The organism is Kribbella pittospori, assembly GCF_004331465.1.
Taxonomy (GTDB): Bacteria; Actinomycetota; Actinomycetes; order Propionibacteriales; family Kribbellaceae; genus Kribbella; species Kribbella pittospori.
The window spans coordinates 94,753-111,531 of sequence record NZ_SJKB01000006.1 but is presented as its reverse complement, the minus strand read 5'-3'; the positions used below and the strand labels follow the sequence as shown (position 1 = coordinate 111,531).

At 68.5% G+C, this 16,779-nt stretch carries 15 protein-coding genes; 8 read left to right on the top strand and 7 right to left on the bottom strand.

The features are described 5' to 3' along the window. Positions 1-230 precede the first annotated feature (230 nt). Positions 231-2,471 (bottom strand): sigma-70 family RNA polymerase sigma factor, encoded by a 2,241-nt coding sequence (locus E0H73_RS19975; protein WP_131358494.1) that lies wholly within the window; start codon positions 2,469-2,471, stop codon positions 231-233. 450 nt (positions 2,472-2,921) lie between these two features. Between E0H73_RS19975 and E0H73_RS19970 the strand changes: the two genes are divergently transcribed. The 5 genes from E0H73_RS19970 (at position 2,922) to rsrA (ending at position 6,370) form a co-directional block, all read left to right on the top strand. Beyond that, positions 2,922-3,608, top strand: coding sequence for a hypothetical protein (locus E0H73_RS19970; protein WP_238164112.1), 687 nt, complete (start codon positions 2,922-2,924; stop codon positions 3,606-3,608). 167 nt (positions 3,609-3,775) lie between these two features. After that, positions 3,776-4,576, top strand: a complete 801-nt coding sequence (locus E0H73_RS19965) for an SOS response-associated peptidase (RefSeq protein ID WP_131358488.1) — start codon at positions 3,776-3,778, stop codon at positions 4,574-4,576. Between the two features lie 106 nt (positions 4,577-4,682). Continuing rightward, positions 4,683-5,324: an alpha/beta hydrolase family protein gene (locus E0H73_RS19960; RefSeq protein ID WP_131358485.1), complete on the top strand. Its 642-nt coding sequence runs from the start codon at positions 4,683-4,685 to the stop codon at positions 5,322-5,324. 138 nt (positions 5,325-5,462) lie between these two features. Then, positions 5,463-6,092, top strand: a complete 630-nt coding sequence (locus E0H73_RS19955; protein WP_131358482.1) for a sigma-70 family RNA polymerase sigma factor — start codon at positions 5,463-5,465, stop codon at positions 6,090-6,092. Continuing rightward, positions 6,089-6,370 carry a mycothiol system anti-sigma-R factor gene (gene rsrA, locus E0H73_RS19950; RefSeq protein WP_131358479.1) on the top strand — a complete coding sequence of 94 codons (282 nt, stop codon included), beginning with the start codon at positions 6,089-6,091 and terminating at the stop codon, positions 6,368-6,370. Before E0H73_RS19955 ends, rsrA begins: the two co-directional genes overlap by 4 nt. 34 nt (positions 6,371-6,404) lie before the next feature. On the opposite strand, the gene E0H73_RS19945 is transcribed toward rsrA, so the two are convergent. After that, on the bottom strand, positions 6,405-8,933 hold the full coding sequence (locus E0H73_RS19945) for an ATP-binding protein (RefSeq protein ID WP_131358476.1): 2,529 nt from the start codon (positions 8,931-8,933) through the stop codon (positions 6,405-6,407). Between the two features lie 195 nt (positions 8,934-9,128). Next, positions 9,129-9,203 (bottom strand): 50S ribosomal protein bL37, encoded by a 75-nt coding sequence (locus tag E0H73_RS48415; RefSeq protein WP_369759046.1) that lies wholly within the window; start codon positions 9,201-9,203, stop codon positions 9,129-9,131. 281 nt (positions 9,204-9,484) lie between these two features. Between E0H73_RS48415 and E0H73_RS19940 the strand changes: the two genes are divergently transcribed. Together E0H73_RS19940 and E0H73_RS19935 are read left to right on the top strand one after the other, a co-directional pair. Continuing rightward, positions 9,485-10,834, top strand: a complete 1,350-nt coding sequence (locus tag E0H73_RS19940) for an HD-GYP domain-containing protein (protein ID WP_238164111.1) — start codon at positions 9,485-9,487, stop codon at positions 10,832-10,834. Continuing rightward, positions 10,831-12,114: an HD-GYP domain-containing protein gene (locus tag E0H73_RS19935; RefSeq protein WP_238164110.1), complete on the top strand. Its 1,284-nt coding sequence runs from the start codon at positions 10,831-10,833 to the stop codon at positions 12,112-12,114. Before E0H73_RS19940 ends, E0H73_RS19935 begins: the two co-directional genes overlap by 4 nt. Here the strand turns inward: E0H73_RS19935 and E0H73_RS19930 are convergent. From E0H73_RS19930 to E0H73_RS19920, 3 genes are all read right to left on the bottom strand, one after another. Next, positions 12,076-12,708, bottom strand: coding sequence for a DUF5317 domain-containing protein (locus E0H73_RS19930; RefSeq protein ID WP_238164109.1), 633 nt, complete (start codon positions 12,706-12,708; stop codon positions 12,076-12,078). The two genes, E0H73_RS19935 and E0H73_RS19930, sit on opposite strands and share 39 nt — an antisense overlap. A gap of 129 nt (positions 12,709-12,837) precedes the next feature. Further along, positions 12,838-14,490, bottom strand: coding sequence for a monocarboxylate uptake permease MctP (gene mctP / locus E0H73_RS19925; RefSeq protein WP_272949137.1), 1,653 nt, complete (start codon positions 14,488-14,490; stop codon positions 12,838-12,840). After that, entirely contained in the window at positions 14,487-14,768 is a 282-nt protein-coding gene (locus E0H73_RS19920) for a DUF3311 domain-containing protein (protein WP_131358473.1), read from the bottom strand. Before E0H73_RS19920 ends, mctP begins: the two co-directional genes overlap by 4 nt. Positions 14,769-14,853: 85 nt before the next feature. On the opposite strand from E0H73_RS19920, the gene E0H73_RS19915 reads away from it, so the two are divergent. Continuing rightward, entirely contained in the window at positions 14,854-15,828 is a 975-nt protein-coding gene (locus E0H73_RS19915) for an endonuclease/exonuclease/phosphatase family protein (RefSeq protein ID WP_131358470.1), read from the top strand. On the opposite strand, the gene E0H73_RS19910 is transcribed toward E0H73_RS19915, so the two are convergent. Then, complete coding sequence (locus E0H73_RS19910; protein ID WP_131358467.1) at positions 15,825-16,733, bottom strand: DUF2785 domain-containing protein; 909 nt, start codon at positions 16,731-16,733, stop codon at positions 15,825-15,827. The two genes, E0H73_RS19915 and E0H73_RS19910, sit on opposite strands and share 4 nt — an antisense overlap. Positions 16,734-16,779: the final 46 nt, after the last annotated feature.

Sequence of the window (16,779 nt, the reverse complement as noted above, 5' to 3'; positions counted from 1 at the left end):
CTACTCGGTTCCGTCAGCGCGAACCCGACCAGCGTAGCGACCGCACCGCTCGAGCACCAAGTGAGTTAGGTCGTGTCTGGTGATCCCCCGCCTACTGCGCGGCACTCGGCACGGCACCTCGGCGCACTGGCCCGAAGGCCACGATGCTCCGCATCGAGACCTCCGTTCCAGCACGCCGATGCACCGCACCGAGCACCTGCTCGCTACGGCGTGGGACCACCAGACACGACCTACCGGCGGGTGGTGGACGGCGGGATCTTGACCGAGTCGGTGTCTTTGCGGCCGCCGACCTGGGCGTGCACGGTGATCGTGTTGCTCGAGCCGGTGCCGGGCAGCCAGGCGGCCCACTGCGAGTTGAACGACTTGCGGTAGTTGTCGGTCCAGCAGGTCATGCTGTTGATGTCGGACGACCGCGAGCAGGTCCACCCGACGTTGAGCGCCGGCACGAACTGCAGGCTGCGGCCCCAGGTGATGTCCAGCGTCACCCGCCGGTTCGTGGCCCCGTTGAGCTTCAGGAACCGGTTGTAGAGGAACGGGTTCGGGTCGGTGCTCGGTGACGGCGTGACGATCTGCAGCAGCGACTCGTCCGGCCGGATCCCTGGCAGCACCTCGGAGTCCGTGTCGCTCACCAGCCCGGCCGTCGCCGCCACCGTGAACGTGCGCGCCGCCGCCGAACTGTCCTCGGGTACGTCGAAGTTCGCGGGCAGCGGGGCCGGCTTCGCGGGAGTGAGCGACGTACAGGTCTTCGTCGAGGCCGAGCACTTCCAGCCGGCCGGGTTGCCGGTGACCGGCCACTGCAGCGACGAGCCGTAGCTCAGCTTCAGCGTCACGCTGGTCCGGTCCGTGCCGGGGGCAACGGTCAGGATCCGGTGGTGGACGTCCGGATCCGCCGTGCCGTCGACGATCTTCAGCAGGTTCTCGTCGGTCCGTGGCGGTGCGGTCAGCGTGGCCGAGTCGTCGTCGTACAGGCGGCCGGTCTTGGCCGAGACGGTGAAGGTCCGGTCGGCCGCCGAGCCGCCGGTCGGCGTATCGAACGAGACAGGCAATGGTTGGGGCGCGGACGAGTTGTCCGCCGTGCAGGTGCCGGCGGCCTGGTTACACGTCCAGCCTCGAGGGTCCCCGTTGAGCGGCCAGTGGAGTGCCGAGCCGTACTTGAGGCCGACGACGATCGGGTTGGCGTTCTGGGCCGGGGCCGTGATGGTGATGATCCACTGCTCTGAGGCGGCCTGGCCTTGCACCCCGCCTGCGCGCGTCGTCGGGGTGCTGCCACCGCTGCGCGGTGCACTGATGGTCAGCAGGCCCTCGTCCAGGATCGGTGTCGTCGGCAACGGTGGCGTCGGTGTGGTCCCCGGCGGAGTCGGAGTGACGCCGGGCGTCGGCTCCGGTGACGTCGGCGCGGTCGTGGGGGGCGCGGTGGTCGGAGCCGTCGTCGGCTTCGCGGTCGGCGGCTTGACCGACGGAGGCGTGGCCGGTGGCACTGTCGGAGCTGTCCCCGGAGGCTGGGTCGGCTGCTGGCTCGGCGGATTGCTGATCGCCGCCGGGGGAGTGTCGTTGCCGGTGAGCGCCATCGCCGCGAGCACGGCCGCTACGGCGACGACCACGACCGCTCCGGCGCCGACCGCCGTACGCGTGCTGTTCTCGGTGGCCTTCTTCCAGCCTGTGGCCAGGAAGCCGACGAAGCCGACCTTGGCGCCGGACGCGGCGGCCAGGTAGCCGAGACCCGCGGTGCCCAGCAGGGCCGGGGCGAGCAGCGCCGGCAGCGCACTGTTGACCTCGACCAACTCGAGGTAGACCGCGGTGCACTTCGCGCAGTCGTCCAAGTGCTCGCGGACGTTGCGGTTCTCCCGCTTGGTCAGGCCGCCGCGGACGTACGCACCCAGACGCTCGGTGGTCCAGCGGCAGCGGTCCCCGGCGACGTCGGCCAGGTGCTGCTGCAGGTAGGCCTGCCGCAGACCCTCGCGGGCCCGGTAGGCAAGCGCGGAGACGCCGTTCGCGGTCAGGCCGAGCAGGGGAGCGATCGCGGCCGGCTTCTCACCCTCGACCTCGGTGTGCCAGAGCACGGCCTGCCAGCGCTCGGGCAGACTGGCGAACGCCTTGGCCGCCGCGCCGCTCTCGAAGCCGGTCACGGTCGGGTCGTCGAAGGTCTCCGGCTCCCGCTCGTACGCCGCGATGTCGTCGGTGGCCTGCACCTTGCGGCCGGACCTGATCCGGTCGATGTGCACCCGCCGCACCGTCGTCAGCAGGTAGGCGCGGAAGGAGATGTCCGGGCCGCCGCCGGAGCGAAGCGCGTCGAGCACCTTGGCGAACGCGTCGCTGGCCAGGTCGTCGGCGTCGTTGGCCGGGACCAGTTGGCGGGCCATCCGCTCGGCCGCGTGGTGGTGCCGGCCGAACAACGCGCCGTACGCCTCGAGGTCGCCGTTGCGGACGCGCGCGATCAGTTCGGCGTCGCTCGGTCCTTCCGGCGTCTCCATCGGTCTCCCCCGTGGTCTGTGGTCACGACTGTCTGTAGGACGGCGTCACCGTCCGTCACATAGTTGCCGAGGACAAGGCTCCCACGTGGGACGGGCTGTGCGCATCTCCCCGGCGCACCTTTCCTGACGCGGAACCGTGCTCCTTTCCTGACGAGGACGGCGGTGCGGAAGTTACGCGAAAAAAGTTCTCCGAATCCGCGTCATGAACTTCGCCGCCCGCTGTCTCACCTCCGGAACGACGCTTCCGGCCGACCGGTCGGGAGACTGACGGGGCTGTTTTCGAGGAGGGCCATGTCGCTGTTCGCGGATCTCCGCAGACGGTTCGACCTGCGTCCGGCCAAGTCCCTGAACCTGGCGGGGTCGCCCGCACGGAACCGGCCGGAAGTGTCGTCTCCCACTGATCAACCGTGCGGGCGGAGGGAGGCGCACGGCACAGCCGGCCCTGACGCGATGAGCTGTCCCGAAAGCAGCACCGACCACAGCGCCTATCTCGCGATCGCCGAGGCGCTGAGGGACGGAGCCGATGTCGTGCCTGCGAGTGACGAGGTCGGCCGCCAACTGGCGGCCGACGGAGTCTCGTTGCTCGAGGCACTTGATGGGCTGAGTGCGCTGTACCGCTCGATCGCCGGGGGCGAGCCGGCTTTCGCCGCGGTACGCGCACTCAGTTCCAGCTGGGCCGAGGCCTCACTGGTCTACCTCCACTCGCTGTCCTGCGAGGACCCGCTGACCGGGCTGTCCAGCCTGGCGCACCTGCGGTCCCGGCTCGGCGAGCTCTACCGAGAGGCGGAACTCCGTGGAACTTCCGTACCGCAGACCCACGCACTGGTGGTTGTCGAGCCGCTCAATCCCCCGGGCACCACGCCGTTCGACCGCGAGCTCCGGCTGGTCGACGTGGCGGAGTGCCTGCGGATCGTCTTCTGCGGCGGTGACGTACTGGGCCGCGTCGGCTCACGCCGTGCGGCGGCGCTCGTCGGCCGCGAGCCGAACCTGCCGGAGCAGGTCGAGACGGCACGAGCCCTGATCACGCAGTGGCGGCTGGACACCGACGTACCCCAGCTGGCCCGGATCTGGATCGAAGGACTGCCGAGCAGTGACGAGATGTCCGGCCGGGTGCTCGACGAACTGGCCAGACCTTAGGGACCTGCGTCCGGACGCCAACAGGGGGGTGCCCGGACGCATCGGACCGGCGGCGGATCGCTCATCACGGGGTGAGCGATCCGTCGTCGCTCGTCCCGTCCCTGGGTACGTCGCTGTGTATCTCGCACGGCCCTGGAACTGTCCGGGGACGTCGCTAGGCTGCTGGTATGTGCGGAAGATACGCGTCCAGCCGGGACCCGTCGGACCTCGTCGTCGAGTTCGAGATCGAGGCCGGGAACGTGCGCGAGTCCGTGCAGGAGCTCCCGGACAACTACAACGTCGCGCCGACCGACCAGGTGATCGCGGTGGTCGAGCGGAAGAACCGCGAGCAGCCCGAGGACACGGTCCGCAAGCTGACCACGGTCAAGTGGGGACTGGTGCCGTCCTGGGCCAAGGACACCTCGATCGGCAGCCGGCTGATCAACGCCCGGATGGAGACGGTGGCGGAGAAGCCGGCCTTCAAGAAGGCGTTCGCCACCCGGCGCTGCATCCTGCCCGCGGACGGCTACTACGAGTGGTACACCGCCGAGGAGAAGGTGAACGGCAAGCCGGTCAAGCAGCCGTACTTCATCCACCCGCCCGACGGCAGCGTGCTCGCGATGGCCGGGCTGTACGAGATCTGGCGGGACAAGTCGGTCCAGGACGCGGAGAAGGACGAGGCCTGGCTGTGGACCTGCACGGTCCTGACCACCTCGGCCACCGACGACCTCGGCCGCATCCACGACCGGATGCCGCTGTTGGTCGAGCGCGAGCGGTACGACGCCTGGCTCGACCCGCTGTCGTCGGATCCTGACGACCTGCTCGACCTCCTGGTCCCGGCCGCGCCCGGCCGGCTCGAGGCGTACGCCGTGTCCAAGGCGGTCAGCTCGGTGAAGAACAACGGGCCGCACCTCGTGGACCCGCTGCCGCCCGACGGCGCCGACCCCATCGACAAGCCGCCGGCGCCCGAGGAGACCACTCTCTTCTGACCCACCCCCTTCTTTTCTCTTTCTGTTCTTCTCTTCCTCTCCGAGGACGGGAAGAGAAGAAACCCACCGTCCCAGCAGCGCTGATCCGCCGCCTTCAGATGACAGGATGGGGCGGGTGACCGACGAACGGATTGTGGGGACGCCGCACGGTGAGGCCCGGATCGTGGCGCATCGGGCCCGGCGGCCGGTGGCGACGCTGGCCCTCGGTCATGGCGCCGGGGCGGGGATCGAGTCCGGCGACCTGGCCGCATTGGCCGCCCGGCTGCCGAAGCAGGACATCAACGTGTTCCTGATCGAGCAGCCCTGGCGCCGGGCCGGGAAGAAGGTCGCGCCGGCACCGAAGATCCTGGACGAGGCGTGGATCGCGATCATCGGCCAGTTGCGGGTCCGCACCCCGCTGGTGATCGGCGGCCGCAGCGCCGGTGCCAGGGTGGCCTGCCGGACCGCGAGCAGCCTGGGCGCGTCCGGCGTACTGGCGCTGGCGTTTCCGTTGCATCCGCCGGGCAAGCCGGGCAGTTCTCGTGTCGACGAGTTGCAGGGCGCGGGGTTGCCGACACTGGTCGTGCAGGGGGAGCGGGACCCGTTCGGGTCGCCGGAGGAGTTCCCGCCGCTGACCGAGATGGCCGTCGTACCGGATGCGGAGCACTCGTTCAAGGTTCCGAAGCGGGCCGAGCTGAGTCAGCAGGAGGCGTTCGACCTCCTGGTCGAAGCTGTGTTCGAATGGGTCAGCCGCGAAGTGTCCGGATGATGGTCAGCGGTTGAACGCTCCGCGGCCGCCCGCTCAGGCGGGAATGAGGCTGCGGCGGGGGGTGTTGTGACGAACATGATGGCGACGAGTGTGGCTCCGGCGCGAGACGCTGGGCAGACCCCGGTATTCTCGATCACGATGCCGACTCCCACCACCACCGAGACACCCGAGCAGCGCACCGCGCGGTTCGAGCGCGAAGCGCTGCCCTTCCTGGACCAGATGTACGCCGCGGCGATGCGGATGACCCGTAATCCGTCCGACGCCGAGGACCTGGTGCAGGACACCTTCGCGAAGGCCTACAGCTCGTTCCACCAGTTCACGCCGGGCACCAACCTGAAGGCCTGGCTGTACCGGATCCTGACGAACACGTTCATCAACGGGTACCGCAAGCGGCAGCGTCAGCCCACGCAGTCGCCGACCGAGGAGATCGAGGACTGGCAGCTCACCGCCGCCGAGTCCCACACTCCCGGCGGACTGAAGTCGGCCGAGGCCGTCGCTCTGGAGCATCTGCCCGACTCGGACGTCAAGGAAGCGCTGCAGTCCATCCCTGAGGACTTCCGCCTGGCCGTGTACCTGGCCGATGTCGAGGGCTTTGCCTACAAGGAGATCGCCGACATCATGGGTACGCCGGTAGGCACCGTGATGTCTCGGCTGCACCGTGGCCGGCGCCAGTTGCGTGAGCTGCTGGGCGACTACGCCCGGGATCGTGGCCTGATCCCCACGTCGGACGACAGCGCCGACGCGACCGCGGAGAAGGAGGAGTCGTGAGCTGCGGCGAGCACCACGACGTCGACTGCAGCGAGATCCTGCAGCGGGTGTACGTGTTCATCGACAACGAGCTCGAGGACGCCAGCACCGACGAGATCCGGCAGCACCTGGAAGAGTGCGCGCCCTGCCTGGACGAATACGACCTGGAACGCTGCGTGAAGAAACTCGTGCACCGTTCCTGCGGCTCCGATCACGCCCCGGACGCCCTTCGCCAGAAAATCCTTCTCCGGCTGACCCAAATCCAGGTCGAAACCACCATCATCACCACCACCGACTGAATCGCCGTCCGCCCCGATTCTGCGGGGTCGGCGATCAGATCGAGTGATTTGTGAGTGCGTAGGTGTAGGGCTCGTCGCGCGCCAAGTGGGCCAGCAGCTCCTCGGCCTGCGTTTCGTGAATAGGCGAAAGCCCCGCGAGTACGCCGGCGGCAGCGGTGGCATTTGCGGTCGCGGCGGAACGGTCACTGGTCGCCGCATTGATCTTGGCCAGTTCCAGAAGAATGCGGCCCTCCCGCAGCCGGTTCTTGATCCGCCGGGAGAACTGCAGAGCCTCGCGGGCATGGTACTCACCCGTGTCGAACCGCCCCTGACCGGCGTAGGCCAGGGCGAGCGTGTGGTGGCTCTCGTTGAGACCCACGTCGTCGTGGGCCTGTTCGGCCAGCAGGACGGCGCGCTGCACCGACTCGACCGCGTCGCCGTAGCGGCCGACCAGCACATGTGAGAACCCCGCGTTGACGTAGCGCTTGAAGACCGAACGCTGGTCGCCGTACTTCTGCGCCAGGGCGACGCCTTGCGCGAACGCCTGGTCGGCCCGTTCGTAGTCGCCGAGGCGGTCGTACAGTCCGCCGACCGCGGTGTACGCGACGCCTTCCAGCGTGATGTCGCCGATCTCCTGGCTGAGCCGCAGCGACTGGTTGCCGAATTCCAGCGCCTCGTCGATGCGACCCAGGTGGCCGAGCACATACGTCAGCGAGGAGCAGCACCGCGCCTCCCCGAGAATGTCGGCCTCCTGCCGGAACATCTCCAGCGCCTTGAACAGATGCGGAACGGCGGCTTCGAGCGCGCCGTTCTCGACCTCCGGGATCGCACTGTCGTGCTGCAGCCAGGCGGCCGTCATCGGCAGCTTCAGCCGCTCGGCGAGCTCGACGACGCCCCGGCCGAGCTCGCGCATCTCCACCCAGCGCCGGCGCGGCTCGAGGTTGCCGAACATCGCGAGCGCGAGCTCGGGGAACACGGCGGTCCCGGCGATCGACGTACCGGCCGCCTGGGCAACTCTGTCGAGCAGATTGCGCTGCTCGTCATCGAACCACCGAAGCGCCGAACCCATGTCCTTGAACGGCGGAAGCGGCTCGGCCTGGACAGTCGCGAGCGACAACCTGGGGCTCTTCGGATGCGTCAGCCGTTGGCAGGCCCAGGCCGCCGCGATGTAGAAGCGAAGGACGCGGTCCAGACCGGCATCACGTTCGGCCGGGGTGAGGGTTTCGTCGGCCAGCTCCCGCGCGTACGCCCGGATGAGGTCGTGCAGGCGGTAGCGGTCGGGGGCCACGGACTCGAGCAGGTTGAGGTCGACGAGGCGTTCCAGGATCGCGTCGGCCCGGCGGAGCGGAACGTTCAGCAGGTGGGCGGCGACGATGGTGAGGAGATCCGACCCGTCCGGGACGCTCAGCAGGGGAAGGGCCTGGGCGGCCTCGCGATCGAGCGGGCGGTCACTCGTGCTGAGGAACTCGACCGAACTGGCGATGCTCGCCCGTACGCCGGTCTCGTCGGAGCCAAGGTTGTCGAGCCGCCGCTCCGCATCCCGCAGCAGGTCGACGAGATGCTGGATCGGCCAGCTCGGCCGCGCCGCCAGCCGGCCGCCGATCAGCCGGACGGCCAGCGGCAGGCGACCGCTGAACGAGGCGAGCCGCTCGACCGCGTCCGGCTCGGCCGCAACCCGGGCCTGGCCGATGACTCCGGACAACAGCTCGACCGACTCGGTCTCCGACAACGCGTCGAGCCGGATCTGCCGCGCGCCGGCCAGCGCTGCCATCGATCCGCGGCTGGTGATGATCGCCGCCGACCCTGGGCTCGCCGGCAACAGCGGCGTGACCTGACGTACGTCGGTTGCGTTGTCGAGCAGCACGAGCACGCGGCGACCCGCCAACTGGGATCGCAGCATCGCGGCCGCTTCCTCCAGGTCGTCGGGAATCAGCTGGACGTCGAGACCGAGGGATCGCAGCAACTGCCGAAGCGCATCCTCGGTCGTCATCGGGCGGCCCGGGCCGTATCCGCGGAGGTTGAGGTAGAGCTGGCCGTCGGGATAGCTGCCGGTCAACTTGTGCGCTGCCTGTACGGCGAGTGCGGTCTTGCCGATGCCACCCATGCCGGTCACCGCGACCAGCCCGACGGCGCCGGTGCGGATCCTGGCGGGATCCCGCAAGGCGGCCTGGACTGCCTCGATCTGAGCAGCGCGACCGGTGAAGTCCGGCACGGCCGGAGGTAGTTGCCAGGGCACCGGTAACGCGTCGGTCACAGCCGGTGCCGGCGATACCGGTGCCGCCGTCGGCACCCGCACCGTACGGCTCTTGCCGCGGGCAACGGCCAGGAACTCCTCGGCTTCGCCGGCGGTCAGGTCGAGGGCCACGGTCAGTGCCTGGACGGTTCCGATCCGGGGTCGCTGCCGGGTGCCGCGCTCGAGCACGCTGATCGCCTGCTCGCTCAGCCCGGCCTTGGTGGCCAGAGCGGCCTGGGTCAGACCGGCCCTGGTCCGGAATCCACGCAGCAGTTCGCTCAGGCTCCCGGCGGTCAGCCGACCCACCTCCTCACTCGTCGAAGCCCACCCGGCACCGTCGGTGCCGAACATCCGGAGCCAACTCTAGGAGGATCCGCCGACCGAAGTGATCGCAAAATCCAACAGTCGTTTGACGGTCGCATTCAGTATGCGACCAGGGACGCTCCGAATACAGACCTCGGTTAAAGCTGGTCTGATCCGAGCTGTGACCAAATTGCAAAGACCCCGGTTTTGGCCGGGGTCCTCGCTGTCTGTAGCCGCCTGAGTTCAGGCGTTGGGGCGCTTGCCGTGGTTCGCGCCCTTCTTCTTGCGTGCACGGCGCTTGCGGCCGGTCTTGCCCATTCCTAAGCCTCCTTGAAACAACTGCAAAGAGTCACAGTCTCTCATACCACGCTGCGGACGGTGGCATCGTGCGGCGAGTCACGCGCTGCCTTACAGTGTTTCGGCGCACGTCGGTTGAGCAAGAATTAAAGGAAGAGTCAGCGATGCGCTGTCTAGCCCCCCTGAAGCCCGCAACAGCCGGGATTTCAAGACTACGCCGCTGGTCGGAGGTGACTATCATGGCGACCGACAGCTGGGACTGGTGAACTATGTCGTAGTGGAAGGCTAGAGGTGGCGCCCCAGTGAGAGCTTCACTGCTACGAGCAGCGGTGGCCGTGGTTGCCGTGTCCGCTCTGGCGGTGCTGGTCATATCTCTCACTCAGATCACCTTCAGTCTCACCACTCTGGCACTTGCCCTAGTCATGCTCCTTGGCGGGGCCCTGCGGTTCAAAGTCCTGCCCAACCATCCGGCTGCCCTCGATTCCGTGGCGTTGGTAGCCGTCTTCGTGATCGCAGGACCGTGGACAGCGGTCGCCGTGTCTGTGTTCGGGTACGTCGCACAGCTCCGGCAGCCGTCGCCCCTGGTCAAGCGCATCTTCAACCCGTCGTACCGCGTGCTCGCGGCCGGTGGTGGCGGTGCCGCCTATGCCCTGCTAGGTGGCCCTGTCGGATCCGAGGTCCTGGACGACATTCCGAGGACCGTCGTCGCGGCGATCGCCGGCACGATCGGCCATCAGTTGGCCAACGCACTCCTGCTCAGCCTGATTCTCTGGCTGGAGGGGCAGGTGCGGGTGGTCGACTTCCTCAAGTCGGTGATCGGGCCGACGTTCCTGCCGATGCTCGGGTACAGCGCTCTCGGCGTCCTGCTGGCGGTGACCTGGCTCGGTGGTCTCGGCATCGCCTCGTGCCTGCTGGTAGTCGGGCCATTACTCGTTGTCCGTTGGGCGTTGTCGCAGTATCAGGCCGAACGCGCTGCCCAGGCGGCGACGATGCGAGCCTTCATCCAGGTCATCGAGACCAAGGACCTGTACACCCGCGGACACTCCGAGCGGGTCAGTGCCGGGGTCGGCATGCTCGGCCGCCAGCTCGGGCTGCCCGAGGATCGCCAGAACGCGCTGGAGCACGCCGGACTGCTCCACGACGTCGGCAAGGTCGGCGTACCGACCAGCATCATCCGCAAAGCCGGCAAGCTGGACGACGCGGAGATGGACGCGATCCGGCTGCACCCGGCCCGCGGGGTCGAGCTGATCGGCAACATCCCGTTCCTCGAAGAGGTCAAGTCCGCCGTCCTGCACCATCACGAGAAGTACGACGGCACCGGCTACCCGGCCGGCCTCAGCGGCACGCACATCCCGTTCTTCGCGCGGATCATCGGCATCGTCGACGCGTTCGACTGCCTCACCTCGACCCGGTCCTACCGGCCCGCCCGCAGCGTCGACGAGACCCTCGCGATCCTCGTCCAGGACAAGACCACCCACTTCGACCCCGAGTTGGTCGACGCGTTCGTCCAGGTCATCCAGACGCAGGGCTGGAGCGCCGCGGCCGCCGACCAGCCGGCGCCGGACCAGAGCGTGCAGGTCAGCATCGACCATGACGACCTCAGTCTGGGCACCGGTGGCGGTGCGTCCGGCTCGGCAGCAGGCCCGGCATGACCCAGACCAAGGAGTTCGACGCTTTCGAAGCGCGGCGCCTGGGCAGCGGCGTGGTGCTGTCCGTGGCAGGTGGTGCGGTCGGCCTGGTCGCGTTGATCATTACGGCCAGGCAAGGCGTGACCGGCTGGCCGTTCGTCATCGTCTTCGGCCTGCTGATCGCGGTCGGCGAGATGGTGCAGTTCCGCGTCGACCCCAGCCGGAACCGGGCACCGATCGCCACCAGTGCCTCGCTGGCCTACGTGATGCTGCGCGGACCGGCCGTCGGCGTTCCTCCCGAGGTCGCGCAGATCGTCGCCGTCACAGGCCTTGCGACGCTGGCCGGGATCTTCCCGCGGGCGATCGCCGGCCTGCCGTGGGATCTGGTCATCTCCAGTCGCCGTGTCCTCTCGGTGGCGTTCGCGGCGGTCACCTTCGAGCTCGTCACCCCGGACAGCCTGTACTGGAACGGGTCCTGGACCCACGCCGTACCGCTGACCGGTGCCATGTTGCTGGCGGTGCTGTCGGCCGGTCTGACCGATGCTCTGGTCGGAGCCGGGCAGGACACCGAGCGGTACAACCGGCCGTTCCCCGCGGCGCTTCGCGACGAGCTCGCGGTGATGGGACGGATCGGCCTGGCGATGGGGATCAGCGGCATGCTGCTGGCCGCGGGAACGTCGTTGATCGGTCTGTGGGCGGTGCCGCTGGTTGTGGTGCCTTTGTTGCTGACCCAGTTCGCGTTCCGGCGCTTCGCGTCGGCGCAGCGGACGTACCGGACCACGGTTCGGTCGATGGCCCGCAGTACTGAGATCGCGGGCTTCAGCAGTCCGGGGCAGAACGCGCGGACCGCGACCCTGGCAGTGGCCATCGGCAACGACCTCGGTCTCACCCCGGCGCGGATGGAAGCACTGGAGTACGCCGCTCTGCTGTCGGGCGTAGGGCAGTTGGCGCTGGCGGACCCCAGCCCGGGCGGTGCGAGCCTGCTGCGGACGCGGGAGGAGCGCCAGCGGGCGGCGGAGATCGGGGCCTCGGTGATCGAGCGGTCCGGGGTGCTGGACCATGTCGCCGAGATCGTCCGGCACTCGAACGACCCGTACCGGCACGGCCGCGCGAGCAACGCCGACATTCCGTTGGAGAGCGGCATCGTGAATGTCGCCCTGGCCTACGAACAATTGGTCGGCGAGGGCAACGGGCAGTCGCCGGCCAAGGCGATGGAGTCGATCGGGCTGGGGATCGGGGCGGAGTACGACCCGGTCGTGGTCGAGTCACTCAGGCGCGTGATCGGCCGGGGCTTCCGCTTCTAGGCCCGTCCGCAGCACCTGCAGGGCCGGATGGACGGGCGACGGCTCGAGGTCGTCCCACGCCGGCGCGACGTCGGTGGGAATCCGGCCGGAGCCGCCCATTCCGGCGTACAGGAGCAAACCGGCACCGGCCGCGATCAGCACATCTCCGGCGCTGACAGCCTGTCCCAGGCTAGGAAGCGCCACAGGTACGACGTCACCTAACCAAGGCAACCTGGTCGCCACATCGGACAGCTCGTGGCGCGCATCGGTCACCACAGAGGTGCCGATCCCCGCGTGGGCCAAGGCAGCCGGCGATACCGGCATCGCGCCGTTCAGGGCGACGACGACCGCGTTGGCGAAGAAACCCAACGCCAGCAGGCCGACGCCGGGGTGCTTCAGGTTGAGCCGCAGGAACACGGCGATGCAGACCGCGGACCCGATCAGCCCGACCGGGTACGCCGTACCTCCGAAGAGCGAACCGAGGAGCTGGCCGATCGCGGCCGCGGCCAGCCAGTGCACGCCGGCCAGGGAGTTGTCCGCCAGTCGTCCGAACCGTCCGCCGGTCGCGAGCGCGGCGAGGGCACCGAGCACCATGACGAGGAGGACCAGCAACACCCTCGCGATTCTGCCGTCCCGGCGGCCCGAATCCGGGCAAGCTGACCTCGCAGCGTGTCGACATGGCGGCATACAGTGACGGCGGCCCCATCGGCCGGAGCCGATGAGACCGCCGTCGAGGGATCCGCGCTAGGACTTGGCCGGCGACGCGCCGCCCTCGTCCAGGAGCTCGGGCAGGTCCTTCACGCCCGGGTCGCCGCGGTCCGCGGTGTAGTCCGTCGGGTGCGTGGTGTCGTTGCCCTCCGGCACCTTGAGCGCCCGCAGGATGGCCGTCAGGACGACCACGATGACCAGATTGAGCACGAACGCCGTCAGCGCGATGTAGGCCTGCTTGTCGGTGAACGGGATGTTCGCCAGCGAACCACCGAAGTGCTTCTTGGTCGCCGGGTTCACCACGTTGTAGGCCTCGATCGTGCCGAACACCATCGCGACCGCCCAGCCGGTGAGCAGCGCCCAGCGGTGGAACCACTTGGTGAACAGACCGATGACGATCGCCGGGAACGTCTGCAGGATCCAGATACCGCCGAGGAGCTGCAGGTTCAGCGCGAGCGTCTTGTCCATCGCGAGCACGAACACCAGCGCACCCAGCTTCACCAGCAGCGAAGCCAGCTTGGAGACCTTGGCCTCCTGGGCCGGAGTGGCGGCCGGCTTGATGAAGTCGCGGTAGATGTTGCGGGTGAACAGGTTCGCGGCCGCGATCGACATGATCGCCGCCGGCACCAGTGCCCCGACCGCGATCGCCGCGAACGCGATGCCCGCGAACCAGGACGGGAACTCCTGGTCGAACAGCCGCGGGATCGCCAGCTGCGGGTTGGCCAGGCCGTCCAGGCCCTTCACATCGACGTTCGCCTTGATCGCCATGAAGCCGAGCAGGGCGAGCAGACCGAGCAGCAGCGAGTACGCCGGCAGGATCGCCGCGTTCCGCCGGACGATGTTGCGGTTCTTCGTCGACAGCACCGCGGTGACCGAGTGCGGGTACATGAACAGCGCCATCGCCGAACCCAGCGCGAGCGTCCAGTACGCCGAGAACCCGGACTCACCCGGGATGAACGCGCCCACCGGCTTGCCCGTCGCCGGGCTGGTCGCGGTCAGCTTGTCCTCGGCGGCACCGAAGATCGAGTGCCAGCCGCCCAGCTCGTGCGGCAGGTAGATGATCGCGACGCCGATCACCAGGTAGATCAGGCCGTCCTTGACGAACGCGATCATCGCCGGCGCCCGCAGACCGGACGAGTAGGTGTACGCCGCCAGCACCGCGAACGCGATCAGCAGCGGAAGGTCCTTGGCCAGCGTGTTGTTTCCGCCGAGGCCCATCGTCTCGAACACGGCCTGCATACCGACCAGCTGCAAGGCGATGTACGGCATCGTCGCGAGGATGCCGGTGACCGCCACGGCCAGCGACAGCGCCTTGCTGCCGTACCGGCCGCCGACGAAGTCCGCCGGGGTCACGTAGCCGTTGCGATGCGACACCGACCACAGCCGGGACATGAAGATGAAGATGATCGGGTAGACCACGATCGTGTACGGCACCGCGAAGAAGCCGCTGATCGCACCGGTCGCGAACATCGCGGCCGGCACGGCGACGAAGGTGTACGCCGTGTAGAGGTCGCCACCGAGCAGGAACCAGGTGATGAACGTGCCGAAGCCACGGCCGCCAAGACCCCACTCGTCGAGGTTGTCCATGTGACCGGCACTGCGCCAGCGGGCCGCCATGAAGCCCATCACGGTGACGGCGCCGAAGATCACGATGACGATGATCAACTGCACCCAGTCGACGTTGTTCACCGGTCCGCCTCCTCATCCGCACCGTGCAGGTCCGGGTTCTTGAGCCCTTGGGCGGCCCGCCGACGGCGTTCCTCCCGGCTCACCAGCTGGTAGCAGATGCTGACCAGGATCGCCGAGATGAAGACCCACATCAGCTGGTACCAGTAGAAGAACGGGAAGCCCCACAGCCGGGGCTCGTCCTTGGCGTAGGTGGAGACCAGGAGCGGTACGACCACCGCGATCGCCAGCAGCACGCCGGAGATCCAGTACGCGGGTTTGACCGCGGACAATCGGGACACAGCAAACCTCCTCGGGACACACAGCAGGCGCAACGGAGCACGCTACCGCTCGTCTGCACCACCGACTAGAGTTTCAGCGTGGTCCATGGATAACGAAAAGGCATGGTTGGTACGGCGGGTCGTGCTGTCCGTGCTCCTTCTCGTGGTGGTTGCCGTTCCGCTGTATCCGGAACTGTTCGGGCTCGATGAGGTCACGCCGTTCGCACAGTTGGTCGCGTTCCGTCCCCAAGGGCTCGTCGTGGTCCTGCTGCTCGGTCTGCTGATGCTGGTACGGCGGGGATGGCGCATAGCCGCCGTACTCGTGGTGGCGCTTGCGCTGACCGGTGGAGCGCTCACGGTGCCGCGCCAGTTGTCCGATGCGCATCCGCCGGCCGACGGGACCCGGGAGCTCACCGTCCTGGTCGCGAACGTGCTCGGCGGGGGCGCCAACGCGGGCGAGGTGGCCGAGCTGATCCGGCAGCATCAGCCCGATCTGGTGTCGTTGCCCGAGGCACAGGTCGACGTACGCGAGGAGATCCGCGCGCAGCTGCAAGACCTGCAGTACAAGGGATTCACGCAGCAGCCGTCGAAGGCGGTGGAGAGCGCGACCAGCGTTCTGGTCTCCGCGAAACTCGGCGCGGTGCGGTTCGCATCAGAGCTCGGTACGGCGTTCGGGCACGTGATCGTGACCGGTGGGAACCTTGGCGACGTCCGGCTGATCGCGTACCACGGCTTCCCGCCGCTGCCAGACTCGATGCCGACCTGGAAGCAGGACCTGCTCGTACTGCGGAACTGGTGCACTCAGGATCCGCCGACCGTTGTGGCCGGCGACTTCAACGCGACCCTCGACCATGCGGACTTCCGGCAGGCCCTGGGCACCAACTGCCGGAGCGTCGGGCCATCGGTGGGCAGCGGCCTGCAGGGCACGTGGCCCGCGGATCAGCCGGCCGTCGTCCGCACACAGATCGACCACGTGGTGGTGACCCGGTCGATCCAGCCCGGCCGCTTCGCGACGTACCCGATCGCGGGGACCGACCATCGCGCAGTGGTCGCGACGGTCGCCGTACCCAAGCCGGGTTAGGAGCGCGGGTTGGCCGCCGGGCGGTAGATGTAGGGCTGGGAGGACTGGACCGCTTCGGTGAGCATCAGCAGCATGTCCGCGCGGGCCTCGATCGGACGGCCGAACAGCTCGTCGTCACCGGGGATCGGAAAGCCCTTCACACCGATCGCGAGCTGGCTCAGCAGGACGTGCAGGACACCGCGGGCGTTGAACACCGGGGGAGTCGGCCACTCCGGCAGGGTCTCGTGCATCAGCGGCTGCTGGGCCGCGGTCGCCGCGACCGGCTTCAGCCAGCGCTCGAGCTCGTCGCTGGTCAGCATGTTCCGGTGCAGGATCGTCATCACCGCGTGGGCGACCCGGTCGTGCTCCTCGTGCACCCAGCGGTACTGCGTGTCCTTGACGATCCGGTCCGCGAGTACGTCGAGCAGCGCCCGCAGTACGCCGGCGTCGCAGTGCCGGGACCGCGCCAGTGCGCCGATCGCATCGGCGCCGTGGGCAACGGCATGTGCCCAGCCGCAGTCCGGGACGTATCCGCGCAGGTCGCGCTCCCGCAGCAGCCAGGTGGCCAGCCGGTCACCCCAGCGCATCACCACCTCGTCGTGGACCAGGAACTCGGCGTTGTCGCGGTGGATCACCTCCGCCAGCGTCAGCGCGGTGAACGAGCGGCGGAAGACGGTGTCGGTGCCGTCCTCGCCGAGGCCGTAGGCGAGTCCGGCGCACAGGCCGTCACCGAACCCCGGCAGCAGGTCGTCGTACACCCCGCGCTCGAGCCAGGTCGCGAGCGTCGGATACGCCAGCGCGTCACGGACCTGCGGGTTGGTACTGGCGAGGCCGCGGACGAGCTCCTGGGTGAGGTCGGTCAGCGCACGGTCGCCCGGTACCGCGTAGTCCGCGGCCATCACGTCCTGCCAGTACGTCGACTCCACCGAAGCATCCTTTCATCTGTGGTGCCTGATCAATCAACACCCATCT

Bases quoted from the DNA above. Each gene is read 5' to 3' on its own strand.
- E0H73_RS19935 (WP_238164110.1), top strand. From the start codon at position 10,831: ATGACCCAGACCAAGGAGTTCGACGCTTTCGAAGCGCGGCGCCTGGGC.
- E0H73_RS19975 (WP_131358494.1), bottom strand. From the start codon at position 2,471: ATGGAGACGCCGGAAGGACCGAGCGACGCCGAACTGATCGCGCGCGTC.
- E0H73_RS19945 (WP_131358476.1), bottom strand. From the start codon at position 8,933: ATGTTCGGCACCGACGGTGCCGGGTGGGCTTCGACGAGTGAGGAGGTG.
- E0H73_RS19970 (WP_238164112.1), top strand. From the start codon at position 2,922: ATGAGCTGTCCCGAAAGCAGCACCGACCACAGCGCCTATCTCGCGATC.
- E0H73_RS19955 (WP_131358482.1), top strand. From the start codon at position 5,463: ATGCCGACTCCCACCACCACCGAGACACCCGAGCAGCGCACCGCGCGG.
- E0H73_RS19965 (WP_131358488.1), top strand. From the start codon at position 3,776: ATGTGCGGAAGATACGCGTCCAGCCGGGACCCGTCGGACCTCGTCGTC.
- E0H73_RS19960 (WP_131358485.1), top strand. From the start codon at position 4,683: ATGGGGCGGGTGACCGACGAACGGATTGTGGGGACGCCGCACGGTGAG.
- E0H73_RS19915 (WP_131358470.1), top strand. From the start codon at position 14,854: ATGGATAACGAAAAGGCATGGTTGGTACGGCGGGTCGTGCTGTCCGTG.